General features: G+C 63.7%; 24 protein-coding genes and 1 pseudogene. 17 read left to right on the top strand and 8 right to left on the bottom strand.

All coding sequences use genetic code 11. The features are described from left to right. The first annotated feature begins 10 nt into the window (after positions 1-10). The 8 genes and pseudogenes from urtA (at position 11) to SIN04_RS14165 (ending at position 6642) form a co-directional block, all read left to right on the top strand. The gene (urtA, locus tag SIN04_RS14200) at positions 11-1270 is read left to right on the top strand and encodes an urea ABC transporter substrate-binding protein (protein ID WP_174511781.1); all 1260 of its coding nucleotides are present in this window, start codon (positions 11-13) and stop codon (positions 1268-1270) included. A gap of 98 nt (positions 1271-1368) precedes the next feature. After that, the gene (urtB, locus tag SIN04_RS14195; protein ID WP_134490190.1) at positions 1369-2295 is read left to right on the top strand and encodes an urea ABC transporter permease subunit UrtB; all 927 of its coding nucleotides are present in this window, start codon (positions 1369-1371) and stop codon (positions 2293-2295) included. A 16-nt stretch (positions 2296-2311) separates the two neighbouring features. Next, positions 2312-3487 (top strand): urea ABC transporter permease subunit UrtC, encoded by a 1176-nt coding sequence (gene urtC, locus SIN04_RS14190; protein WP_341263999.1) that lies wholly within the window; start codon positions 2312-2314, stop codon positions 3485-3487. An 8-nt stretch (positions 3488-3495) separates the two neighbouring features. Next, entirely contained in the window at positions 3496-4239 is a 744-nt protein-coding gene (gene urtD / locus SIN04_RS14185; protein WP_134490186.1) for an urea ABC transporter ATP-binding protein UrtD, read from the top strand. 12 nt (positions 4240-4251) lie between these two features. After that, the gene (gene urtE / locus SIN04_RS14180) at positions 4252-4941 is read left to right on the top strand and encodes an urea ABC transporter ATP-binding subunit UrtE (protein ID WP_134490184.1); all 690 of its coding nucleotides are present in this window, start codon (positions 4252-4254) and stop codon (positions 4939-4941) included. Between the two features lie 75 nt (positions 4942-5016). Beyond that, positions 5017-6246 (top strand): formamidase, encoded by a 1230-nt coding sequence (fmdA, locus tag SIN04_RS14175; protein ID WP_174511785.1) that lies wholly within the window; start codon positions 5017-5019, stop codon positions 6244-6246. A 60-nt stretch (positions 6247-6306) separates the two neighbouring features. After that, positions 6307-6381 (top strand): annotated as a pseudogene (locus SIN04_RS20270) (FmdB family zinc ribbon protein); the annotation flags it as partial. 87 nt (positions 6382-6468) lie between these two features. Continuing rightward, on the top strand, positions 6469-6642 hold the full coding sequence (locus SIN04_RS14165; RefSeq protein ID WP_341264490.1) for a hypothetical protein: 174 nt from the start codon (positions 6469-6471) through the stop codon (positions 6640-6642). A 156-nt stretch (positions 6643-6798) separates the two neighbouring features. On the opposite strand, the gene SIN04_RS14160 is transcribed toward SIN04_RS14165, so the two are convergent. The 6 genes from SIN04_RS14160 to SIN04_RS14135 all read right to left on the bottom strand — a co-directional run bounded on the left by SIN04_RS14160 (position 6799) and on the right by SIN04_RS14135 (position 10153). Next, a complete protein-coding gene (locus tag SIN04_RS14160) occupies positions 6799-7095 on the bottom strand; it encodes a hypothetical protein (RefSeq protein ID WP_134490182.1) in 297 nt (98 codons plus the stop codon). Further along, positions 7082-7777: a hypothetical protein gene (locus tag SIN04_RS14155; protein ID WP_134490180.1), complete on the bottom strand. Its 696-nt coding sequence runs from the start codon at positions 7775-7777 to the stop codon at positions 7082-7084. The genes SIN04_RS14160 and SIN04_RS14155 overlap by 14 nt, the downstream gene beginning before the upstream one ends. Before the next feature lie 73 nt (positions 7778-7850). Continuing rightward, complete coding sequence (locus SIN04_RS14150) at positions 7851-9272, bottom strand: APC family permease (protein WP_134490178.1); 1422 nt, start codon at positions 9270-9272, stop codon at positions 7851-7853. Then, the gene (locus SIN04_RS14145; protein ID WP_166795942.1) at positions 9269-9442 is read right to left on the bottom strand and encodes a hypothetical protein; all 174 of its coding nucleotides are present in this window, start codon (positions 9440-9442) and stop codon (positions 9269-9271) included. The genes SIN04_RS14150 and SIN04_RS14145 overlap by 4 nt, the downstream gene beginning before the upstream one ends. A 16-nt stretch (positions 9443-9458) precedes the next feature. After that, positions 9459-9851, bottom strand: a complete 393-nt coding sequence (locus tag SIN04_RS14140) for a hypothetical protein (protein ID WP_197731986.1) — start codon at positions 9849-9851, stop codon at positions 9459-9461. Beyond that, positions 9851-10153 (bottom strand): hypothetical protein, encoded by a 303-nt coding sequence (locus tag SIN04_RS14135; protein WP_134490176.1) that lies wholly within the window; start codon positions 10151-10153, stop codon positions 9851-9853. The genes SIN04_RS14140 and SIN04_RS14135 overlap by 1 nt, the downstream gene beginning before the upstream one ends. Before the next feature lie 308 nt (positions 10154-10461). Here SIN04_RS14135 and SIN04_RS14130 point away from each other — a divergent pair, with 308 nt between their 5' ends. The 9 genes from SIN04_RS14130 to SIN04_RS14090 all read left to right on the top strand — a co-directional run bounded on the left by SIN04_RS14130 (position 10462) and on the right by SIN04_RS14090 (position 20620). Continuing rightward, on the top strand, positions 10462-11361 hold the full coding sequence (locus SIN04_RS14130) for a class II glutamine amidotransferase (protein ID WP_134490540.1): 900 nt from the start codon (positions 10462-10464) through the stop codon (positions 11359-11361). Further along, entirely contained in the window at positions 11358-12065 is a 708-nt protein-coding gene (locus SIN04_RS14125; RefSeq protein ID WP_134490542.1) for a protein glxC, read from the top strand. Before SIN04_RS14130 ends, SIN04_RS14125 begins: the two co-directional genes overlap by 4 nt. After that, the gene (locus SIN04_RS14120) at positions 12065-13399 is read left to right on the top strand and encodes an FMN-binding glutamate synthase family protein (RefSeq protein WP_341263998.1); all 1335 of its coding nucleotides are present in this window, start codon (positions 12065-12067) and stop codon (positions 13397-13399) included. The genes SIN04_RS14125 and SIN04_RS14120 overlap by 1 nt, the downstream gene beginning before the upstream one ends. 104 nt (positions 13400-13503) lie before the next feature. Further along, positions 13504-14805, top strand: a complete 1302-nt coding sequence (gene glnT, locus SIN04_RS14115) for a type III glutamate--ammonia ligase (protein WP_134490174.1) — start codon at positions 13504-13506, stop codon at positions 14803-14805. 70 nt (positions 14806-14875) lie between these two features. Continuing rightward, on the top strand, positions 14876-16126 hold the full coding sequence (locus SIN04_RS14110; protein WP_341263997.1) for a sarcosine oxidase subunit beta family protein: 1251 nt from the start codon (positions 14876-14878) through the stop codon (positions 16124-16126). Positions 16127-16180: 54 nt separating this feature from the next. Beyond that, a complete protein-coding gene (locus SIN04_RS14105) occupies positions 16181-16462 on the top strand; it encodes a sarcosine oxidase subunit delta (protein ID WP_134490172.1) in 282 nt (93 codons plus the stop codon). After that, entirely contained in the window at positions 16459-19434 is a 2976-nt protein-coding gene (locus SIN04_RS14100; protein WP_341263996.1) for a sarcosine oxidase subunit alpha family protein, read from the top strand. Before SIN04_RS14105 ends, SIN04_RS14100 begins: the two co-directional genes overlap by 4 nt. Beyond that, entirely contained in the window at positions 19427-20077 is a 651-nt protein-coding gene (locus SIN04_RS14095; protein ID WP_166795941.1) for a sarcosine oxidase subunit gamma, read from the top strand. Before SIN04_RS14100 ends, SIN04_RS14095 begins: the two co-directional genes overlap by 8 nt. A 132-nt stretch (positions 20078-20209) precedes the next feature. Continuing rightward, the gene (locus tag SIN04_RS14090) at positions 20210-20620 is read left to right on the top strand and encodes a dihydrofolate reductase (RefSeq protein ID WP_134492540.1); all 411 of its coding nucleotides are present in this window, start codon (positions 20210-20212) and stop codon (positions 20618-20620) included. Between the two features lie 109 nt (positions 20621-20729). Here SIN04_RS14090 and SIN04_RS14085 read toward each other — a convergent pair whose 3' ends face one another. Beyond that, on the bottom strand, positions 20730-21422 hold the full coding sequence (locus SIN04_RS14085) for a response regulator (protein ID WP_134490168.1): 693 nt from the start codon (positions 21420-21422) through the stop codon (positions 20730-20732). Further along, positions 21419-24121, bottom strand: a complete 2703-nt coding sequence (locus SIN04_RS14080; RefSeq protein WP_134490166.1) for a sensor histidine kinase — start codon at positions 24119-24121, stop codon at positions 21419-21421. Before SIN04_RS14080 ends, SIN04_RS14085 begins: the two co-directional genes overlap by 4 nt. Positions 24122-24160 lie beyond the last annotated feature (39 nt).

The following is a 24160-nucleotide window of genomic DNA, read 5'->3' as shown; positions in this document are numbered from 1 at the left end:
CGGAGGCGCAATGCCGAACGACCACGACACGCCGAATTATTCCGCCCTTCGCCGCAAGCTTCTCATGGGAATGGCTGCGCTGCCAATGGCGGGGCTGACGCCGCGCCTCGCCTTTGCCGACGCGCCGGCCACATCCGCCGTCAATACGACCGGTTTAGCCGTCACGGACGATGCCGTGACCGTCGGCATCCTCCATTCGGTCACCGGCACGATGGCGATCAGCGAAACGGGCTCCGTCGAGGCCGAAAAGCTCGCGATCGAACAGATCAACGCCGCCGGCGGGATCTTGGGCCGCAAGATCAAGATCGTCCAGGAAGACGGCGCGAGCGACTGGCCGACCTTTGCCGAGAAGGCCCGCAAGCTGCTCGTCGACGATAAATGCGCGGCCGTTTTCGGCTGCTGGACTTCGGCCTCGCGCAAGGCTGTGCTCCCCGTCTTTGAACAATACAATGGAATGCTCTATTACCCGACTTTCTACGAAGGCCTTGAGCAGTCAAAGAACGTCATCTACACGGGCCAGGAAGCAACGCAGCAAATCCTCGCCGGGCTGAACTGGGTTTCGAAAGAGAAAAACGCCAAAACATTCTATCTTCTCGGCTCAGATTATATCTGGCCGCGCACCTCGAACAAGATAGCGCGCAAGCACATTGAAAACGTTCTGAAGACCAAGGTCGTCGGAGAAGAGTATTTTCCGCTGGGGCACACGCAGTTCAACTCCGTCATCAACAAAATCAAGCTGGTCAAGCCGGACGTCATCTACGCCATTGTGGTCGGCGGCTCCAATGTCGCCTTCTATAAGCAGCTCAAGGCGGCGGGCGTCGATCTCAGCAAACAGACATTGATGACCATTTCCGTCACCGAGGACGAGATCCTCGGCATTGGCGGCGAGAACATCGCCGGCGCCTATGCCTGCATGAAATATTTCCAGTCGCTGAAAAATCCCAACAACGAGAAATTCGTGCCGGCCTTTAAGGAGAAATATGGCAAGGACGCGGTGATCGGGGACGTGACCCAGGCCGCCTATCTCGGGCCCTGGCTGTGGAAGCTGACGGCGGAGAAGGCGAACAGTTTCGACATCGACAAAATCGCCGCCGCCTCGCCGGGGGTCGAGTTCAAGGGCGCGCCGGAAGGTTATGTCCGCATACACGAAAACCATCACCTCTGGTCGAAGACCCGGGTCGGACGCGCGCGCACCGACGGCCAGTATGACGTCATCTACGAGACGGCGGACCTGATGGAGCCGAACCCCTTCCCCAAAGGCTATCAATAATCGAGCCGCCGCGGGCGCAAACCGCTTCTCTTGCGCCCGCGCCGTTTCAGCACGCCACGCTTTTCTGTCGCAACCTCGTCTCGCAAGGAGACCCGCTCATGTTCGGAGACTACACGCCGGACCAGCTCCTCTCGATCTTCGCCATGCAGGGGTTTGCGGGCCTGATCCTCTTCTCCGTCTTCGTTCTGATGGCGCTCGGCCTCGCGATCATTTTCGGGCAGATGGGCGTGATCAATATGGCGCATGGCGAATTCATGATTCTTGGCGCCTATGTGACCTATCTGACGTCGAAATTTTTTCAGGCCTACATCCCGGCGCTGTTTCCGATCTATTTTTTCCTCGCGATGATTCTTGCGTTCATCGCCTCCGGCGCACTGGGAATGCTCGTCGAATGGCTTTTGATCCGCCATCTCTACAAGCGCCCGCTCGACACGCTGCTCGCCACCTGGGGCCTCAGCCTCATCCTGCAGCAAGCCTATCGCTCGATTTTCGGCGCGCGCGAAGTCGGCGTCGAGCTGCCCTCCTGGATGATGGGCGCGATTCATATGACTGATTCCATCGAAGTTCCGATCAACGGGATTTTCGTGATGACCCTGACCATGCTCATCACCGTCGTCGTCGGGATACTGATGTATCGTTCGAGCTGGGGGCGGCAGGTGCGCGCGGTCGTGCTCAATCGCGACATGGCGGGCGCCGTCGGCATCAACACCGAGAAGGTCGACCGCATGACGTTCGGCATCGGTTGCGGCATCGCAGGCGTCGCCGGCGCGGCTTTCACCATGATCGGCTCCACGGGGCCGACTTCGGGCCAGCTTTACATCGTCGACACTTTTCTCGTCGTGGTGTTCGGCGGGGCTCAGAGCCTTCTCGGCACCATCGCCTCGGCCTTCACCATCTCGCAGGCCCGTTCGACGCTCGAATTCTTCACGTCGGGATCAATGGCCCAGGTGATCACATTGATTGGCGTCGTGCTGATCCTGATGCTGCGCCCACAGGGCCTCTTCGCCCTCAAAGTCCGTCGCTGAAGGGAGATCTCGCGTCATGACATCCAACTCCCGCCCGAAGCTGTCTCCGGTCAAAGACAGCGCATTCATGAGCCGCCGCGAATGGATCGCTTTTCTCGCCGTGGCGGCGGTGATTCTCGTGGCGTTTCCGGCGCTGCTCGACGCCTTCCGCCTCAACCTCGTGGGCAAGTACCTGACCTACGCCTTCGTGGCGCTCGGCCTCGTCCTCTGCTGGGGCTATGGCGGCATTTTGAGCCTTGGCCAGGGCGTCTTCTTCGGCATCGGCGGTTATTGCATCGCGATGTTTCTCAAGCTCGAGGCGTCAAACCCGGAAGCGACGAAAATTCAATCGACCCCGGGCATTCCGGACTTCATGGACTGGAACCAGATCACAGCCCTCCCCTGGCTCTGGTGGCCCTTCCATAGTCTCTCCTTCGCCATCATCGCCGTCATCGCGGCGCCGGCCATTACCGCGCTCATCGTCGGCGCCGCGATGTTCAAACGCCGCGTCGGCGGCGTCTATTTCGCCATCATCACGCAGGCGATCGCAGCGATCCTCACAATCTTGATCGTCGGCCAGCAAGGATATACCGGCGGCATCAACGGCATCACCGATCTGCGCACCTTAAAGGGATGGGACATCCGCACGGACCACGCGAAGGAAATTCTCTATTTCCTGAACGCCGGACTGCTCATGGCCTGCATGCTGTTCGCGCAATTCATCAAGCGCTCGAAATATGGCCGCGTCCTCATCGCGATGCGCGGCAAGGAGGACCGCGTCCGTTTCTCCGGCTATAATGTCGCCAACTTCAAGATCTTCGTGTTCTGCCTCGCCGCGGTCTTTGCGGCCATCGGCGGGGCGATGTTCACGCTCCAGGTCGGCTTCATGTCGCCTTCCTTCGTCGGCATCGTGCCCTCGATCGAGATGGTGATCTACACAGCTGTCGGCGGACGCGAGTCGATCTTCGGCGCCATCTGGGGAACCCTGCTCGTCAATTTCGCCAAGACGAGCTTCTCGGAGAGCTTCCCCGAGCTCTGGCTGTTCGGCCTCGGCGCGCTCTACATCGGCGTCGTGATGGCTTTCCCGGACGGTCTTGCGGGCCTCTGGAACACCTATGTCCAACCCCTCTTCGATCGCTTGCTCACGGGCAGGCAGGCCTCCAGCGCAAGCCGGGACAACGCCAGCCTTCCCCCCAAAGCTCCCGCGGAATAGGCGCTCCCATGTCCGACACTGATTTCCTCCTCGCGGTCGAAGGCCTCACCGTTTCCTTCGACGGCTTCAAAGCGGTCAATGATCTGAGCTTTTATGTCGACGAACGTGAAATACGCGTCATCATCGGACCCAATGGGGCAGGCAAGACGACCGTCCTCGATCTGATCTGCGGCAAGACCAAGGCGACGTCGGGGTCGATCAAGTTTCGCAACAAGGAGCTGACCAAACTGCGCGAAAATCAGATCGTCGAGGCCGGCGTCGGGCGCAAGTTTCAGACGCCCTCGATCTACGACGATCTTACCGTCTTCGAGAATCTCGAGATCTCATACCCGCGCGGGCGCTCCGTATTTGGGGCGCTGGCGTTCCGGCGCGACGATGCGGTGCGCGAAAGGGTGCAGGAAATCGCCGAGGCGATCTTCCTCAGCGATCAGCTTCAGCGGCGCGCCGATTTCCTCAGCCACGGCCAGAAGCAATGGCTCGAGATCGGCATGCTGCTGATTCAGGATCCTGATCTCCTGATGCTCGACGAGCCCGTCGCCGGGATGAGCGTTTCCGAGCGGATCAAGACAGCGGAACTGCTTCATCGCATCATCAAGGACCGGTCGGTGATCGTCATCGAGCACGACATGAAGTTCGTCGAGGACATCGCGCATAAGGTCACTGTGCTCCATCAGGGTCAGATTCTCGCGGAAGGCCCGATGGAGAAAATCAAGACCGACCCCCGCGTCATCGAAGTCTATCTCGGGCACTGAAGGAGATTTCCAATGCTCGAAGTCGCCGACCTGCATGTCGCTTATGGTCAAAGCGAGGTCCTTCACGGCCTCAATTTTTCGGTCCGGCCCAATGAGATCGTCGCGATCATGGGACGCAACGGCATGGGCAAGACCACGTTGATGAAGTCGCTGATTGGCCTCGCGGCGAGCTCCAGAGGCTCGATCAGGCTGGGCGAGGCCGAACTCGCCGGCCTCAAGAGCCACCAGCGCGTCGCCAAGGGCGTCGCTTACGTGCCGCAAGGCCGCATGATCTTCTCGACCATGACCGTCGAGGAAAATATTGAAACCGGCCTCACCGCTTCCGGCGCGTCCAAAGTGCCGGACGACATCTACGCGCTGTTTCCCGTGCTGCTCGAAATGAAGGGACGGCGCGGCGGAAATCTGTCCGGCGGACAGCAGCAGCAGCTCGCCATGGCCCGCGCGCTCGCCAGCAAGCCGAAAGTGCTGCTGCTCGATGAGCCGACGGAGGGCATTCAGCCCTCGATCATCCGCGAGATGGGCCGCACGCTGAAGCGCATCCGCGATGAGCGGGGCCTGTCGATTCTGGTCTCGGAACAGGTGCTGAGCTTCGCGCTCGATATAGCCGATCGTGTTCTCGTCATGGAAAATGGCGAGATCGTCCATGAAAACGAGCGCGCCGAAGTCGATGAGGCCGCCGTCTCGCGTTTCTTGTCAGTCTAGCCGCCAAATTCCGGCCGCGACCTGGATCGCGCGCCGCACCCGCCTTATGCGCCCAATCCCAAACGGAGGACTATGATGGCTGAAACCCTGATCAAGGTCGATTTGACCCAATCAGCCTATACCAACGAGAAGGTGCACAACCGTTGGCATCCCGACATCCCCATGGTGGCCTGGGTGAAGCCAGGCGATGATTTCATCGTGGAGACTTACGACTGGACCGGCGGTTTTATCAAGAATAACGATTCGGCCGACGACGTCAGGGACATCGATCTGACGATCGTTCACTTTCTTTCGGGGCCGATCGGGGTCACGGGGGCGGAGCCTGGCGACCTTCTGGTGGTCGATCTCCTCGACATCGGGCCCAAGCCGGAAAGCCAGTGGGGCTTCAACGGCTTCTTCTCCAAGAAGAACGGCGGCGGATTCCTCACCGAACATTTCCCGCAGGCGCAGAAATCGATCTGGGACATCCATGGCATGTTCACCTCGTCGCGCCATGTTCCGGGCGTGCAATTCGCTGGGCTGACCCATCCGGGCCTGATCGGCTGCCTGCCCTCGAAACAGCTGCTCGACATCTGGAACGAGCGCGAAATGGGGCTGATCAACACCGATCCCACGCGCGTGCCTCCGCTTGCCGCTCCACCCTTCGGCGCGACGGCGCATATGGGCCAGCTCACCGGCGACGCCAAGGCCAAAGCGGCGGCCGAAGGCGCGCGCACCGTGCCGCCACGCGAGCATGGCGGCAATTGCGACATCAAGGATCTATCGCGCGGCTCGAAAGTCTTCTTTCCCGTCTATGTGCCGGGCGCCGGCCTCTCCATGGGCGATCTGCATTTCAGCCAGGGAGATGGCGAGATCACTTTCTGCGGCGCCATCGAAATGGCCGGCCGGGTGCATCTCAAGGTCGACATCATCAAGGACGGCATGTCGAAATACGGGATCAAGTCGCCGATCTTCAAGCCGTCGCCGATCACGCCGAATTATAAGGACTATCTCATCTTCGAAGGCATTTCGGTCGACGAAGAAGGCAAGCAGCATTATCTCGACGTGAACGTCGCCTATCGTCAGGCGTGCCTCAACGCGATTGAATATCTGAAGAAGTTCGGTTATTCGGGCGCGCAGGCCCTTGCGATCCTGGGGACGGCCCCGGTGCAGGGGCATATATCCGGCGTCGTCGACATTCCGAACTCTTGCGCGACTTTGTGGCTGCCGACGGAAATCTTCGATTTCGACATCAATCCGACAGCCGCGGGCCCGCAGAAGTTCATTACCGGGGACATAGATCTTCCTCTATCTCCTGATCTGTAGGCCTCAGCCAGCGTGAGGAAGGGGGAGCTCCCGCTCCCCCTGTATGAAACGGGGAGGCACATGCCCTATTACGATTACCTTTGTGATTCATGCGGCAGCTTCACCGAAAGCCGGCCGATGGCCGAATCCGCGGCGCCTCGTCCCTGTCCGGCGTGCGGCGCCTCCGCGCCTCGCGCGATCCTGACCGCGCCGCATATGGGCGCGATGTCCAAGGAGCGGCGCATGGCGTTCGCTACGAATGAACGCAGCGCAAATGCGCCGCGTCTGTCGAGCGCCGGGCATGGAGCCGGCTGTTCCTGCTGCGCCGGCATGAGCCGCAAATCAGGTGCGGCGACGGCGGCGCCGAGCGCGGCCAAGAGCTTTCCGGCGGCGCGGCCCTGGATGATCTCGCACTGATGATCGATTGATCCCGGCGGGATCCCGCCGTCGCATGATGAATGTCATTGGCAGGCCGACGCCGCATTGGCGTTGGCGTCGATCGGATGAGAAGCGTTGAGAGCACGGCTAGAGCGGGATGCGCGAAAGCGTCTTGTTGAGCTTCCTGATCCAGACCTATCTCTCAAGGCGCTTCGCCCCGCCAAGGCTCCGCTCTTCGCGGATCTCTCTTGATCGCGCGATACGGTAGACATCGGTCAGGGAGAGCGCCCAAACGAACAGCCCCCCTGCGTGGCGGCCGATGAAGTTTGCGTCCGGCGCGGCGAATTTCGTCGTCAGCCACGCAAAAACAAGAGTGAAGAACGCAAAGCCGAGGCCGCGCCCGGCCCGGTCCGCCATGACATGGCCGACGCCGGGCAGAACCATGGCGGCGGCGAGGATTATGCGGCTGTCCAGACGATCAAACGGCGGCATGCGCGGTCCTTTTCAATGTGGGAGGCAAAGAGAGGAGGCTGGCGAGGCTTTGCGCCGAGGCAATAAGGGGCGAAACCTCGTCCGGGTGCAGGCGATCGACGCTAAACCGGCTTTGGCGAAAGAGGAGATAGGCGCCTCTGACGCCTTCGCGCGCCTGATAGACGATCCGCACGCCGCGGGGCGCGACGAGCGCCTCCTTTACCCTCGCGTCAGCGAAGAGAAGCGAGAGAGGCTCCGTCAGGAGCGCGAGGGTGCTGGGCGCCGCGGCGCCGTTGCCTTTGACCAAAGTATCGGGCGGCCATTGCGCCGGCGCCGCAAACCGCGTCGGCAAGTCGGCGGCCGGCGCGTAAAATTCAGCATTCGTCGATCGACGGACGACGTCGAGAACGCCACGCGCCCGCAAATCGCAATGGGCCGTTACGGCGATCCAGAGCTGCGGCAGGCGGCGGAAGGCGAGCGTTTCCGAAAACGGCGTAATCGACACGGCGCGCCCGTCGGCAAAACCATGAAGCTCTCCCCAGCCATCCGGCCTGATCCTGATCTCGCTCCGCTCGAGAAGGGGGAGGCAATCGGCCAAAAGATGTTTGCGCTTGGCGCCGGCCGTCGACAAGCGCCGCTCCAGCCCGCGTAGAATCGATCGCCGCCACGCGTGGTCCTGGTCCTGCGAATTGGGGTCGCCCATCAACAGCTTTCCTGTTTGGTGAGGGCGCGCGCCCCTTAACGCTAGAGCGCGCGCCATATCTCGGGTGGGGCGATCAGTAGCCCTGCGGGCGCGGCCAGGGCATGGTGAACTGGTCGCCGCGACGCACATATTTATACCGGTGCAGGACGAACCAGGCCGAGGCCACGATATAGAAGGCCATCATCGCCAGAAGCTGCGTGCCGTAGCCAAGATAGACCGCGAAGAAGGCGAGGCAGCAGAGGAGCATGAGCAGCAGAGACGGTATTGGATGAAACGGGTGCACATAGCCCCGGTCGATGCTTTTCAGCGGCCATTTGCGCCTGAACAGGAAGATGCTGATCGCCATCAGCGTGTAGCCGAGCAGACCCGAGAGAATCGAGAAGGTGATGGTCTGATCGAGCGGCGTCGAAACGGCGAAGAGAACTGCGATCGGCACAAAGAAGACGACCGAGCGATAGGGCGTGCGATATTTGGGATGAACGGCGCCGAACCAGATCGGCATGTAACGGTCGCGGCCCATCGCGAACCAGGCGCGCGAGGCGTCATTGATGCACCCATTAGCCGAGGCGAATGTTGCAAACAACGTCCCGAAGAAGAGAAAAATCTCAAGATATTTGTTGCTCGTCAGCTTGGCCGCGTCGTAAAGCGGCGTGATCGACTGGCCGAGATATTCCCATGGCATCAGGCTGGCCCCGATATACCAGGTCGCTGTCGCCGCGATCAGCAGGGTTATCATGCCGGTCATGGTTCCAAGCGGCAAGGAGCGCGCGGGAGAGCGAACCTCTTCGGCCGCCTGGGTCGTGCCCTCTATGCCCAAATAAAACCAAAGCCCAAAGTGCAGCGAGGCGAGAATGCCGAGGGTCCCATAGGGGAGCCCCGTCAGCAGCGCGTGCAGCTGTTCGTTTTGACCGTCCGACCACGGCTTGATGTAGAAGAACAGGACGGCGATCGAGATGAACGCGATGGCCGTGATGATGAGGTTCAGCGTCAACGTGGCCAGAACGCCGCGATAATTGAACCATGATAATAAGACGATCGTCAGGACAATGACCGACTGTTTGTCGATGCTGCCGGCAATGCCAAGGTCGGTGGCGAATGATTGCAGAAGATCTCCGGCGACAATCGCATTGGAGACTTCGAGCATCGTATACGCCATGACGAGATAAAGGGCGACGTTGAAAGCCATCAGCGGCCCGATGATGTGCTTGGCTTGCGCATATTGGCCGCCGGCGGCCGCCACCGTCGAGGTAATTTCCGAGTCGATCATGGCGACGCAGGTATAGAGGATGCCGGCGAGCCAGCAGGCTGTCAGAGCGGCGACGGCGCCGCCTTTGCCGACGGCGAAATTCCAGCCCATGAATTCGCCGACGAGAACGATGCCGACGCCGAGCGCCCAGACATGTCCGGGGCCGAGCACGCGCGAGAGCGCAACTTTTTTTTCCGACGGGACAAATGTCTTGCCGCCGGGCGACGAAATAGTGTCGATCTTGTTCATAGCAGCCCCTCCGCCTTCTCGGCCTCTTCGGTATCGACGATATCGCCTTCATGCGAAGATAAGAGGTAGTCTTCGTCGAACTGCCTGTTAACGCGAATGAGATCAAACAGCATCCAGGCCATGAGCAGTCCGGAGACGCTCCAGGCCGCAATATTGAATAGTAGAATCACGTCGTCCTCCCTGGAGCTAGACTTTATTGATTTTCTGCGCTGGTCCGAAATGCTCGGCAATCACATCTTTGTACTGCCTGTCGGATATTTTTATGAGAACAACGAAGTATGCGATAATCACCGCGAAAGAGAGGGCGAGAGTTCCCCAGTTGATGACGTAATCGAAGCGGACGGCGATGATCGGCGCGGCGGTGGCCGGTGTGAATCCGAGTTTCTCCCATTGCTGGGACATGACGGCGTTCTGACCGAGAGTCCGCCAGCTCGATGCGTCGAGTTCCTGCGTCGTCGTTCCGCCGCCCGCGAGCTTCAGGAGAAGCGGCGCATACAAGGTCACGATGACCAGCGCCATCATCAGCAAAGCGTCGAAGATCTGGCCAGCGGTTGATTGCTTCGGAGGTTCGTAAGCCATTATTTCGACCCTCCGGCGCGGTTGGTCCGCAAGAGATCGAGGTAGTAGAGATCGCGGCTGTAGATCGCGGTCCTGTCTTCGCTGAAGTGTTTGATCATCGCGATGATCGACGATGCGTTCAAAACCAGAACGCAAAGCGCGAGGCCGCCCATCAGGGCGCTCAACCCAAGCTGGTTGAAAACTTCGGACAGCGTGTAATAAGTGAAAGCGTAGAGCAGCCATACCAGAACGACCGCCGCGAGCGCCCCAATGGCGTCGCGTCGGAACATCCCGTCAACGCGCGGGTCATCATGTTGGGCCATTTTCCTCTCCATTCTTATTAGGAACAGTTCTTTCTTTTTACGAAAGACAAGACAACTCTCGGCTCGTTGTCAACCGGATTCAGAAGTCGTTGCACATTTTCGTGGCGATATGCCTAAGATGGAAGCGCTTTTGATCATAGGCTAAGTCACTGAATTCAAATGCTTAAGACGACTTCCTAAATCCTGGGCCATCCCTGATTTGCCTGTCAAGAATATATTTTGCGCAAATCTCCATTTTTGGTCTTGTATTTTTCTTACGGCGATGTCTATTTTCCTGACACGAAATATCGACGGGAGACATTTGAGCGATGTGCGGCATAGTGGGATTGTTCCTTAAGGACCCGTCGCTTGAGCCGGATCTTGGCCGGCATCTTGCGGTGATGCTTGAGACGATGACGGCGCGGGGTCCGGACAGCGCTGGTTTTGCGATTTATGGCGATGGCTCGCCGGAGCGGATCAAGATCACGCTTCGCGCGGGGCGTTTGTTTGACGCCGGGGCGCTGGCTGTATCGCTGGCTTCGGCGCTTGATGGCGAGGTCGACGTCGTCGCGCGGGGCACGCATGTTGTGGTGACGGTTGCGGCGGAGCAGGCGGGCCTGGCGCTGTCGGCGATCGGGGATCTTGACGATGATCTGACGGTGAGTTCGGTCGGCTCGCATATGGAGCTTTACAAGGAGGTTGGACTTCCGGCGGATGTTGCGCGGCGGTTCGGTCTTTCGCGGATGAGCGGGACGCATGGCGTCGGGCATACGCGGATGGCGACGGAATCGGCGGTGACGACGGCTGGGGCGCATCCATTTTCGACGGGCAAGGACCAGTGCCTTGTGCACAATGGCTCGCTTTCGAACCACAATGAGCTGCGCCGCCGGCTGACGCGCGAGGGGATTTCGTTTGCGACGGAGAATGATTCGGAAGTCGCCGCCGGCTATCTGTCGTGGCGTCTTGCGCAGGGGGAAAGCCTTGGCGGCGCGCTTGAAGCCTCGCTGAAGGATCTCGACGGCTTCTACACTTTCGTGGTCGGCACCGACACGGGCTTTGGCGTGTTGCGCGATCCGATCGGCTGCAAGCACGCGGTGATGGCGGAGACCGAGCAATATGTCGCGTTCGGCACCGAATATCGCGCTCTGAGCCGCCTGCCGGGCATCGAAAACGCCCGCGTCTTCGAGCCCAATCCCGCCACCGTCTATTTCTGGGACCGCGCCGCATGACCACTCAATTTTCAGCGAAAGCGGTCGACCTCGCCGCGACTTCGGTGCGTGAACTCAACGCCGCCCTTCACGCGATCAGGGAAGGCGGCAATGTCGCGCGCTGGCAGGTTCTCAATCCGCGCGGCGTGCACGCCGTGGCGGCCGGCGTCGACGCCGACGTGACGATCGAGATCGACGGCGACGTCGGCTATTACTGCGCCGGCATGAACAAGCGCGCGACGGTGATCGTCAACGGCAGCGCCGGGCTTGGCCTTGGCGAGAATATGATGTCGGGCCTCATCTATGTGAAGGGCGACGCCAGCCAGGCGGCGGGCGCGACGGCGCATGGCGGCGCCATCGTCATCGAGGGCAACGCTTCGGGGCGCTGCGGCATTTCGATGAAGGGGGTCGACATTATCGTCAAGGGCTCGATCGGGCCGATGTCCGCCTTCATGGCGCAGGCGGGGACGCTCGCCGTGTTTGGCGACGCCGGCGACGCGCTCGGCGATTCGATCTATGAGGCGAAGCTTTATGTGCGCGGCGCGGTGAAGAGCCTTGGCGCGGACTGCGTCGAAAAGCCGATGGACGACATGCATCGCGCCGAGCTCTACGCGACGCTGGAGCGGGCGGGCGCGGCGGGCGAAGTCGACGTCGGCGAGTTCAGGCGCTACGGCTCGGCGCGCGCGCTCTACCATTTCCATGTCGACAATGCGGGGGCCTATTGATGAACGATCAGATTCGTATCCCGCGCACCTTGCCGCGCTATTCGGCGACGTTCGATCCGCAGACGATGTCGGAGATCCGGCGCGCGGCGGCGACGGGCATTTACGACATCCGCGGCGGCGGCGCCAAACGCAAGGTTCCGCATTTCGACGACCTCCTGTTTCTCGGCGCCTCGATGTCGCGCTATCCGCTCGAGGGCTATCGCGAGAGATGCGACACCTCGGTGGTGCTCGGCGCGCGCTTCGCCAAGAAGCCGATCGAACTGAAGATCCCGATCACCATCGCGGGCATGAGCTTTGGCTCGCTCTCGGCGCAGGCGAAGGAGGCGCTGGGGCGCGGCGCCTCGGTGGTTGGCACGTCGACGACAACCGGCGACGGCGGCATGACGCAGGAGGAGCGCGGCCATTCCTCGATCCTCGTCTATCAGTATCTGCCCTCGCGCTATGGCATGAACCCCGACGATCTGCGCCGGGCGGACGCCATCGAGGTGGTGATCGGACAGGGCGCGAAGCCGGGCGGCGGCGGCATGCTGCTTGGCCAGAAGATCTCGAAGCGCGTCGCCGAGATGCGCACGCTGCCGGAAGGCATCGACCAGCGCTCGTCCTGCCGCCACCCCGACTGGACCGGGCCGGACGATCTCGAAATCAAGATCGAGGAGCTGCGCGAGATCACCGACTGGGAGAAGCCGATCTATGTGAAGGTCGGCGCGTCGCGGCCCTATTACGACACCGCGCTGGCGGTGAAGGCGGGCGCCGACGTGATCGTTCTCGACGGCATGCAGGGCGGCACGGCGGCGACGCAGGAAGTGTTCATCGAACATGTCGGCATTCCGATTCTGGCGGCGATCCGGCCGGCCGTGCAGGCGCTGCGCGACCTTGGCATGCACCGCAAGGTGCAGCTCATCGTCTCGGGTGGCATCCGCAACGGCGCCGACGTCGCCAAGGCTTTGGCGCTTGGCGCGGACGTCGCCTCGATCGGCACGGCGGCTCTCGTCGCGCTGGGCGACAACGACCCGCATCTTGAGGCCGAATATCAGGCCCTTGGCACGACCGCCGGCGCCTATGACGACTGGCATGAAGGGCGCGATCCGGCCGGCATCACGACGCAGGACCCCGAGCTCGCAAAGCGGCTTGACCCGATCGCGGCCGGGCGCCGGCTCGCCAATTATCTGTCGGTGCTGACGCTCGAGACGCAGACCATTGCGCGCGCCTGCGGCAAGAGCCATGTGCATAATCTCGAGCCGGAGGATCTTGTGGCGCTGACGGTGGAGGCCGCCGCCATGGCCGGCGTTCCGCTCGCCGGGACGTCGTGGATTCCGGGAGCCGGAGAACGATAGCGGGCGCAGACCCACGTCGCCTCAGCTGTGGACTTCGAATTGCTTGAACAATTCGAAGGTTCGTATCGGCCAACCAACGGTCACAATATTTGGAGAGGAAGCTTATGTCGACCCTGCTATCGGAAGTCGCCGCGGAGCGCGGCATCAAGAACTTCCTGGTATCCTACACGGATCTGTTCGGCCACATGCGCGCCAAGCTGGTGCCGGCGCGGGCGATCGACAAGATGGCGCGCGACGGCGCGGGCTTTGCGGGCTTTGCGACCTGGCTCGATATGACGCCCGCCATGCCGGACATGTTCGCGGTGCCGGATCCGGACAGCCTCATCCAGCTGCCGTGGAAGCGGGAAGTCGGCTGGCTCGCCGCCGATCTCTACATGGAAGGCAAGCCGGTCGATCAGGGCCCGCGCAATGTGCTGAAGCGCCTCATCGCCGAACTGAAAGAGCTTGGCTATGAGATGCGGGCCGGCGTCGAATGCGAGTTTTTCCTGCTCGCGCCCGACGGCTCCTGCATCGCGGACGGCGCCGACAAGCAGGCGAAGTCCTGCTATGACCAGCAGGCGCTGATGCGGCGCTATGAGGTCATCACCGAGATCTCGGAAGCGATGGACGAGCTCGGCTGGAAGCCCTATCAGAGCGACCATGAGGACGCCAACGGGCAGTTCGAGATGAACTGGGAATATGACGAGGCGCTGAAGACCGCCGACCGGCACTCCTTCTTCAAATATATGGTGAAGTCGCTGGCCGAGAAACACGGCATGCGGGCGACCTTCATGCCGAAGCCGTTCCTCAATCTGACCGGCTCTGGATGCCACTCGCATGTGTCGCTCTGGCGCGGCGAGGACAACGCCTTTGAAGACAAGGACGGCGAGCTTGGCGTCTCGGAGCTCGGCTACCGTTTCCTCGGCGGCCTGATGGAGCACGCCGACGCGCTCTGCGCCCTCACCAATCCGACGGTCAACTCCTACAAGCGCCTCAGCGCGCCGCGCACCACCTCCGGCGCGACCTGGGCGCCGAACTCGATCACCTACACCGGCAACAACAGGACGCATATGATCCGCATTCCCGAAGGCGGACGCTTCGAGTTCCGCCTCGCCGACGGCGCGACGAATCCCTATCTGCTGCAGGCCAGCGTCCTCGTCGCCGGCCTTGACGGAATGAAGAGCAACCGTCATCCGGGCGAGCGCTCCGACTTCGACATGTACGCCGAGCCGCACAAGGTCAATGGCGCGAAGAAGCTGCCGCAGAATCTGCTCGACGCGCTCCGTCTCTTCGAATCCTCCAAGATCGTCAAGGAGGGCCTTGGCGAGTCCTTCGTCAGCTCCTACGCCAAGCTCAAGCACCAGGAATGGCAGGACTATACGCGCCATCTCAGCGACTGGGAGCGCGACCACACGCTGGATTGCTGAAACGCAGCCTCATGGGCGCCGGCGCGCGGCGCCCGCGTCGATCACAAATCCGCGCCGAAAGATATGACGGATGACATTCTCCGGCTTTGAGCTTTTGAAGAACGCGCTGAACGGCGGCGCCGGCTGGACGCCGCACTGGCGCAAGGCGCAGCCGAAGGCGGCCTATGACGTGATTGTCATCGGCGGCGGCGGCCACGGCCTCGCCACCGCCCATTATCTCGCCAGGGAATTCGGAATCCGCGACGTCGCGGTGATCGAAAAAGGCTGGATCGGCTCCGGCAACGCCGGACGCAACACGACGATCATCCGGTCGAACTATCTGCTTGCCGGCAACATCCCTTTTTATGAACTCGGCATGAAATTGTGGGAGGGGCTGGAGCAGGACCTCAACTACAACGCCATGGTGTCGCAGCGCGGCGTGCTCAACCTCTGTCACAGCGACGCGCAGCGCGACGCTTTCGCGCGGCGCGGCAACGCCATGCGGCTCAATGGCGTCGACGCGGAGCTGCTCGACCGCGAGGGCGTGCGGAAAATGGCGCCCTATCTCGATTTCGACAACGCCCGCTTCCCGGTGCAGGGCGGCCTGCTGCAGCGGCGCGGCGGCACGGCGCGCCACGACGCCGTGGTGTGGGGCTATGCGCGCGCCGCCGACCGGCGCGGCGTCGACATCGTGGAGAACTGCGAAGTCACCGGCCTCAGGCAGGAGAACGGCAAGATCATCGGCGTCGAGACGACGCGAGGCTTTATCGGCGCGCGGCGCGTCGGCGTCTCGGTCGCCGGCAACTCGTCCCGCGTGGCCTCGCTCGCCGGACTGCGGCTGCCGATCGAAAGCTATGCGTTGCAGGCCTTTGTGTCCGAAAGCCTGAAGCCGGTGATCGACTGCGTCGTCACTTTCGGCGCCGGGCATTTTTACATCTCGCAATCGGACAAGGGCAGCCTCGTCTTCGGCGGCGATCTTGAGCCCTATCCGTCCTATGCGCAGCGCGGCAGCCTCGCAATCTTCGCCGACGTCGCCGAAAACGCCATGGCCCTGATGCCGATGCTCGGGCGCCTGCGCATTCTGCGCAGCTGGGGCGGCCTCATGGACATGAGCATGGACGGCTCGCCGATCATCGACAGGACGCCGGTCGACGGGCTGTTCTTCAATGGCGGCTGGTGCTACGGCGGCTTCAAGGCGACGCCGGCGGCGGGCTTCTGCTTCGCGCATCTGATCGCCAAAGGCGAGCCGCATCCGGCCGCCGCGGCCTACCGGCTCGACCGTTTCGAAAGCGGCCGCGTCATCGATGAAAAGGGCGCCGGTCCGTCGCCCAATCTGCATTGAGATGATAATCGTCATGAATGATCGTCACCGGCGCCCGGCACAAGGTTTTGACGCATGCTGATCCAGTGTCCCTATTGCGGGCCGCGCGACCTTGCCGAGTTCGCGGTCAATGGCGAAGCCGTGGCGCGGCCCGGCGCCGACGGCGGCCTCGACAGCGCCGCGAGCCGCGCCGCCTTCGCCACGGCCGTCTATCTGCGCGACAACCCGGCCGGGCTCCACCGCGAACATTGGTTCCACGCGGCGGGATGCCAGAGCTGGCTTCTCATCGAGCGCGACACGCGCACGCACGACATTTTGAAGGTCGAGGCGACGCGGGCGCCGGAGCAGGCGTCATGAGCGGCGGCGGCTTCAGGCTGGGCTCCGGCGGCCTCATCGACCGCTCGCGCCCGCTGTCCTTCACATTCGACGGCAGGAGCTATCAAGGCTGCGCCGGCGACACGCTGGCCTCGGCGCTGCTCGCCAATGGCGTGCGCGTCGTCGGCCGCTCGTTCAAATATCATCGTCCGCGCGGCGTGCTCTCGGCGGGGCACGAGGAGCCGAACGCGCTCGTCGAACTGCGCTCCGGCGCGCGCCGCGAACCCAACGTCAAGGCGACGACGATCGAACTCTACGACGGCCTTGTCGCGTCGAGCCAGAACCGCTGGCCCTCGCTCGGCTTCGACGTCATGGCGCTGAACGGCCTGTTGAAGCCGGTGTTCGCGGCGGGCTTCTACTACAAGACCTTCATGTGGCCGGCGTCCTTCTGGGAAAAAATCTATGAGCCGGTCATTCGCCGCGCCGCCGGGCTCGGCCGCGCCAGCGCGCTCGAAGATCCGGACAGCTATGAGCATTCGAACGCCCATTGCGACCTGCTTGTCGCCGGCGGCGGCGGCGCCGGGCTGATGGCGGCGCTGACCGCCGGGCGATCGGGCGCGAAAGTCATTCTCTGCGAGGATCAGCCACGCCTTGGCGGCCGGCTTCTCGATGAGCGCGAGAGCGTCGGCGGCCAGCCGGCCGCCCAATGGGTGAACTCCGTCGCCGCCGAACTCGCCGCCATGCCGAATGTCCGCGTTTTTTCGCGCGCCAGCGTCGTCGCGGCTTTTGACGGCGGCGTGTTCGCGGCGCTGGAGCGGGTCGCCGACCATCTGCCGGAGCCGCCGCCCTTCACGCCGCGCCAGCGCTTCTGGCGCATCGCCGCCCGCCGCGCCATTATCGCGACGGGCGCGAGCGAGCGGCCTTTGGCGTTCCCGGACAATGACCGGCCGGGGATCATGCTGGCCGGCGCCGTGCGGTCTTATCTCAACCGCTTCGGCGTCGCCGCGGGCCGCCAAATCGCGGTCTATACGGCGACCGACGACGGCTGGCTCACCGCGCGCGACCTCATCAAGGCGGGGCTCCCTCCGGTCGTCGTCATCGACGCGCGCGAAAAGGCGCCGGCGGAGTTCGCCGATGTGGCGAAGGCCGTTCCCGTCGTGCTCAATGGCGCCGTCGTCGCCACGCAAGGGCGCAAAGGCCTCAGCGCCATTACGGTCAAAGGATCGGGCGCCGCGCAAAACTTCGCCGTCGACGCGCTCGCCGTCTCGGGCGGCTTCAACCCCTCTATTCAGCTTGCGAGCTGTTTTCGCGGCCGTCCGGCCTGGTCCGACAAGATCCAGGCGTTCCTCGCCCCTGGCGTCGACGGCCTTCACATGGCGGGGGCGGCGGCCGGCGTCTTCGCGCCGGGCGAGGCGCTGAAAAGCGGCGCCGACGCGGGCTCTGCGGCCCTGCAGGCGCTCGGCCTCCCGGTCAAGCCGGTCGAGCTTCCCGCCATCCGGCACAGCGCGGCGGGATCAGCGCCCGCCTGGTGGCGGCCGGGCCGGGGCGGGGACGCCAGGGTGTTCGTCGATTTCCAGCACGACGTCACCGCCTCCGACGTCATCCTCGCCCATCGCGAAGGCTATCGCTCGGTCGAACATCTGAAGCGCTATACGACGCTCGGCATGGCGACCGACCAGGGCCGCACCGCAAACCTCGACGCGCTCGCCATCATGGCGCAGCTGACCGGCCAGTCGATCCCGCAGACCGGCGTCACGCTGGCGCGCCCGCCGGTGGTTCCGGTCGCCCTCGGCGCCGTCGCCGGCGCGCACCGGCGCGGCGCCTTCAAGCCTTTGCGCGAGACGCCGATCCACGCCTATGCGCTGGAGCGCGGCGCGCCCTTCGTCGACGCCGGCCAGTGGAAGCGGCCGCAGTATTTTCCGCTCGCCGGCGACGCGGATCTTCTGGCGACGGCCAACCGCGAGGTGAATGCGGTGCGCTCAGGCGTCGGCGTGACCGACGTCTCGACCCTCGGCAAAGTCGAGGTCGAGGGGCCGGACGCGGCAAAGTTCCTCGATCTCGTCTGCGCCATGCGCCCGTCGGCGATCAAGGTCGGGCGCTGCGGCTATCTCATCATGCTGCGCGAGGACGGCTTCCTCAAGGACGACGGCATGTTCGCCCGCTTCGCCGAGGACAGATATGTCGCCTATGTCTCGACGGCGCACGCGGCGCCGGTCTACCGGCACATGCAATATTGCCGGCAGGTGCTGTGGCCGGAGCTCGACGTCAACCTCACGGCGGTCACCGACGGCTGGGCGCAGCTCGCCATCGCCGGGCCGAAATCCCCGGCGGTGCTGCAGGCGCTCGTCGACGCGCCGGTGTTGATCACCCAGGCGGATTTTCCGCCGATGCGGGCGGCCGAGATCACGATCTGCGGCGGCGTTCCGGCGCGCCTTTGCGCGCTGTCCTTCTCCGGCGAGCGCTCCTTCGAGCTTGGCGTTCCGGCGGGCTTTGGCGACGCGCTGATCCGCCGCGTCATGGCGGTCGGCGAACCTTATGGCGTCGTCGCCTATGGCAGCGAGGCGATGGGCGTGATGCGCATCGAAAAAGGCCATCCCGCCGGCGGCGAGATCAACGGCCAGACCACCGCCTATGATCTCGGCATGGCGCGCGCGCTCGCCAAGGACAAGGATCATGTCGGCCGCGTCCTTTGCGCGCGCGAGGCGCTCGTCGATCCGGCCCGGCCGCGCCTCGTCGGCGTCAGGCCGCTCGATCCCGGTCAACGCATTCGCAGCGGCGCGCATATCATCCCGGCCGGCGCCGTTCCTGGCGCCGAAACGGATCTTGGCTGGATCAGCTCGGCCTGCTGGTCGCCAACGCTGTCCTCCTGGATCGGCCTCGCCCTGGCGTCGGGCGGCCCGGACCGGATCGGCGAAAAAGTGCGCGTTTACGATCCCCTTCGCGGCGGCGACGTCGCGGCCGAAATCGTCGCCTCCTGCTTCGTTGATCCGAAAGGCGAGCGCTCCCGTGTCTGACCCCTTTGCAACATCTCATGCGGCCGGCGCCGCGGCCGGGCTCGCCCTGGAACTGACGCCGCATTATTTTCGCGCCGGACGTTTTGGCGCGCCGGCGCCGGCGCCCGGCGTGACGCTGGAGCTGGTCGCCGGGGAGGACCGCTTCAACATCGAGGCGCGCCGCGGCAGGACGGCGGAGCTCATCGCGGCGATCGGCGCGGCGTTCGGACAGGCGCCGGCCGACGGCCCGCAAACCGTCGAGGCGGGCGGCTTTTCCTTCGTCGGCGTCGGCCCGTCGCGCTGGCACGCCATTGCGCGCGGAAAAGACCGCGCCCCGCGCCGCGCCGCGCTGATCGCGGCGGCGCGCGATCTCGCGACCGTCGTCGACGTCTCGCACGGCTTCACGGCGTTCAGGCTCAGCGGACCGCGCGCCGCCGACGCGCTCGTCAAGCTCGTCCGCCTCGACCTCGACCCGGCCGCCTTCCCGCCAGGCGCCGCCGCCGCCACCGAGCTGCACGGCATGAGCGTCCAGCTCCGCCGCACAACCGCCGGCCACGCCTATGAATGCGCCGTCGCCCGAAGCTTCGCCGCAAGCCTCCACAACGCCCTCATCCAAGCCAGCGAGCCCTACGCCCTGCGCGTCGACCTCAAAGACGAGGTTTGAAGCACAATCACCCCAGGCCATGAGAGCGCCGCCGGTTGCGCGCTCCCGCCATTGCCCCTAGAGACTGTCCCCTTCGATCAACGCTCAGGCGGGTTTTTCGCCCGCGCGACCGGCATTCTTCTGGAGACGATGATGGGCGAGGTTCGCGTGATTTGCGCCATCGGACAGCGGGGACAACTCGGCCTCAAGGGCGCCCTGCCCTGGGAGGGCAATCCCGGCCGTGAGTATAGGGCCGACGTCGCGCGATTTTTCGAGCTGACCAAGGGCCATGTGCTGATCGCGGGCCCATGCACGATCGGCTCTTTTCCCGACTGGGCGCGACCCGGACGGACGCTCGTCGTGGTGCGGTCGACCGACGATCCGAAGTCGGTTCTGGAGCGCTTCAGCGACCGGCTCGTTTTCATCGGCGGCGGACCGCCCGTGTGGCGGGCCTATGCGCCCTTCGTCCAGCATTGGGACGTGACGAGGCTCCCTTATGATGGCGAGGCCGATCGCTATTTCGATCCCGCCTGGCTGACCGCGGCCGCATCGCGGGCTGACTAGAGCATATTCCGATCAGATCGATTTGATCGACAAGAATAAGCTCAAGCTTTTGAATCTGGAGCGATTGCTGATCGATCGAATGACTCCATTCGATCGGAAAGCGCTCTAGTCACATGTCGCCGCCCACAAATCTGTAGCCGATCGAGGGCTCGGTCTGGATGACGCGGGGATTCGCCGGATCGGCTTCGACCTTGGCCCGCAGCTGGCCGATGAAGACGCGCAGATATTGCGTATCCTCGACATGCGCCGGGCCCCACACCGAGCCGAGAAGCTGGCGATGGGTGACGACGCGTCCGGCGTGACGCACGAGAATGGCGAGGAGGTCATATTCGGTCGGCGTCAGCCGCACCGGCTCGCCATTCTTCGTGACGATGCGCCTCAGCGTGTCGACCTTGAGCCCGTCCACTTCGACGTGCAGGCTTTCGCCGGCGTCATGGGCCTTATGGCGAAGCGCGGCGCGGATGCGGGCGATGAGCTCGCCGACGCCAAAAGGCTTTTCGACGTAATCGTCGGCGCCGAGATCGAGCGCCGCGATCTTTTCGCTCTCGCGGTCGCGCGCCGACAGGACGATGATCGGCGCCTGGGACCAGGCGCGAACCTCCTTGATGATCTCCTTGCCGTCCATGTCAGGCAGGCCAAGATCGAGGATGATCACGTCAGGCGCGGAGACGGCGATCGCCTTCAGCGCCTTTGCTCCCGTATCGGCGCTCAAGACTTCATAGCCCGCGGCCTTCAGCGCGGGCATCAGAAACCTTTGGATCTGCGGCTCGTCGTCGACGACGAGAATGCGATCGAGGCTCACGGCGGGCTCCTTTCGCCGACATTGGCGTCGGCGGCGGGCAGGCGAATGACGATGCGCGTCCCGCGCTTGCGCACTGCCGGGCTCTCCGCCTTGATCGAGCCGCCCATGGCTTCGATAAAGCCGCGGCTGATTGAAAGTCCGAGCCCTGTCCCGGCGACGCGGCCATCCACCTTGCCGCGGCGAACAAATTTGTCGAAGATTCTCTCAAGATCGGCCGGGGGCACTCCTTTGCCGAGATCCGTGACGCTGATCACGACATCGCCGCCGTCGCGCCGGGCGAATATCGAGGTCGGCGCATCAACGCCGCCATATTTATTGGCGTTGTCGATCAGATTGAACAGCACCTGTTGCAGCAGCGCCCCGTCTCCTCGCACGAGAGGCAGATCCAGCGCGAGGCTAACCTCGATCGCGCGTTCGGGAAAGGCCTTCCGGCCGCGATCGGCCGCCGCCCGGATCACATCGCAGACATCGACCCAGTCGCGCTTCGGCCTCAGCGCGCCGCCTTCGAGACGGGTCATGTCCAGGAGGTTGGAGACGAAGCGCGAGAGGCGCCCCGCCTCTTCCTCGATTGAGGCGAGAAGATCATCGTGACTGGCGGCGCTCATTTTTTCGCCAAGCTGGCGCAAGGTGGTGACGGCGCCGATGATCGAGGACAGGGGCGTGCGCAGATCATGCGAGAGCGAGGACAAAAGCGCGGAATTCAGCTTCTCGCTCTGCTTCAGGGCCGCTGTTTTGGCGCTCTCTCGCGTCAACAGGGCGCGGTCGAGCGCAATCGCGGTCTGATCGAGCAAAGCGGCGAGTTCGCGCTCCTCTCCCGCCTCGAGCGGCGGCGTCGCCTTGCCTTGCCGGAAGCCGCAGACGCCAATGACGCCGCGCGGCGTCAAAAGGGGGCGGAACTGGAACGCGAGATTCGGCAGCGTTCCGCTGCCGCGGCCGGCGGGCTCCGCTTTGTCCAGCGCCCAGCGCGCCGCCGTCATTTCCGTGCCGTCGAGCGTGACGTCCGGCGGCCAGCTGAGCTTGACCTGAAGCTCGCCGTCCTCCGGCAAGAGCAGCACGACGTCGGCCTTCAGCGCGTTGCGCAAATGCGAGGCGCTCGCCCAGAGAACGTCGTCGAGCTTGACCGCGCCCGAAAGTTTCCGCGAAAACTCGTAGAGCGCCTGTGTGCTGGCGGAGCGCTTGCGCACCGTCTCCGCCTGATCGTGGATGCGTCCGGCGAGTCCGCCGGCGAGAACGGCGACGATCAGGAAAAGGATGAGCGCGAAAAATTCATGCGGCTCGGCTATCGTCAAGGTATAGACCGGCGGAATGAAAAAGAAATTATAGGCGAAGAAAGAGAGAGCGGCCGCGCTGATGGCGTACCAGCGCCCGAAATAGATGGCGCAAAGCAGCACGGCCATCATGAACAGCATCGAAACATTGGGCAGTTTGACGATCAGCTGAAGACCCAGCCCGATCAGAACCGCGCCGGCGACAGAGCCGACGGTGGCGAGCGCGGCGATCGAGCCGAACTTGAACGCCGGCAGGCGCCACCGTGGCGCGCTGCTTGGCTCAGCCTCCTCATCGGCGATGATATGCACGCCAATATCGCTCGCCTGACGCATGATGGCGTCGCTGAGGCATTTGCCGCGCAGGTGCGACCACCAGCCGGCGGCCGATCGGCCAAGCACGATCTGCGTGACGTTCTCGCGCCGCGCGATGCGCAAGATCTCAGTGGCGAAGTCAGACGCGCTGACGCGCATGGTCTCCGCGCCAAGCCGCTCGGCGAGGCGCAAGGTCTCGTCGATGCGGGCGTTATCGGCGCGGGGATTGAGCTCTTCGCCCGCGCGTTCGAGATGCACCGCGGTCCAGGGCGCATTGAGCCCGTCGGCGAGCCGGCTCGCGGCGCGCACCAGCTTTTCCGATGAGCTTTGGGGACCAACGCAGACGAGCAGGCGCTCGGCGGTCGCCCAAGGGCCTTCGATGACGTTCTGGCGCAGGAAGTCGACCATCTGGTCGTCGACGCGGTCCGCCGTGCGGCGCAGCGCCAGTTCGCGCAGGGCGGTGAGCGTTCCCGGCTTGAAGAAGCCGTCGATCGCGCGGCGCGCATTATCCGGCACATAAACCTTGCCGTCCTTGAGGCGCTGGATCAGTTCCGCCGGCGTGATGTCGACGACGATGACTTCGTCGGCGAGCTTCAGCACGCTGTCCGGCACGGTTTCGCGCACGGCGACGCCGGTGATGCGGGCGACGACGTCGGAGAGGCCTTCAAGATGCTGGATGTTCATCGCCGTCCAGACGTCGATGCCGGCGCGGATCAGCTCCTCGACGTCCTGGTAGCGCTTCGGATGACGGCTTTCGGGCGCGTTGGTGTGCGCCAGCTCGTCGACGATGATAATGCCGGGTTTGCGCGCCAGCGCCGCGTCAATGTCGAATTCCTCGATCGTCTGGCCCCGATAGGGGACAGTGCGGCGCGGCAGGACCTCGAGCCCCTCGAGCAGCCCCGCCGTTTCGGCGCGGCCATGGGTCTCGACAAGGCCGACCACGATGTCGGAGGCGGCCTTGAGGCTCTGAGCGCGGGCCAGCATGGCGAAGGTCTTGCCGACGCCGGGCGCGGCGCCGAGAAAGACGGTGAGCTTGCCCCGCGCCTCCTTGCTCGCCAGCGCCAGAAGCGCATCGGGGTCGGGCCGCTGCTTTTCACCCTTGCGTTCAGAGCCCGCCATTTCCCAATCCAGCTTTGCGCCATCTCCAGGCTGATCCCG

Source organism: Methylocella tundrae, assembly GCF_038024855.1.
Taxonomy (GTDB): Bacteria; Pseudomonadota; Alphaproteobacteria; order Rhizobiales; family Beijerinckiaceae; genus Methylocapsa; species Methylocapsa tundrae.
This window is presented reverse-complemented; position numbering and strand designations above follow the sequence as displayed.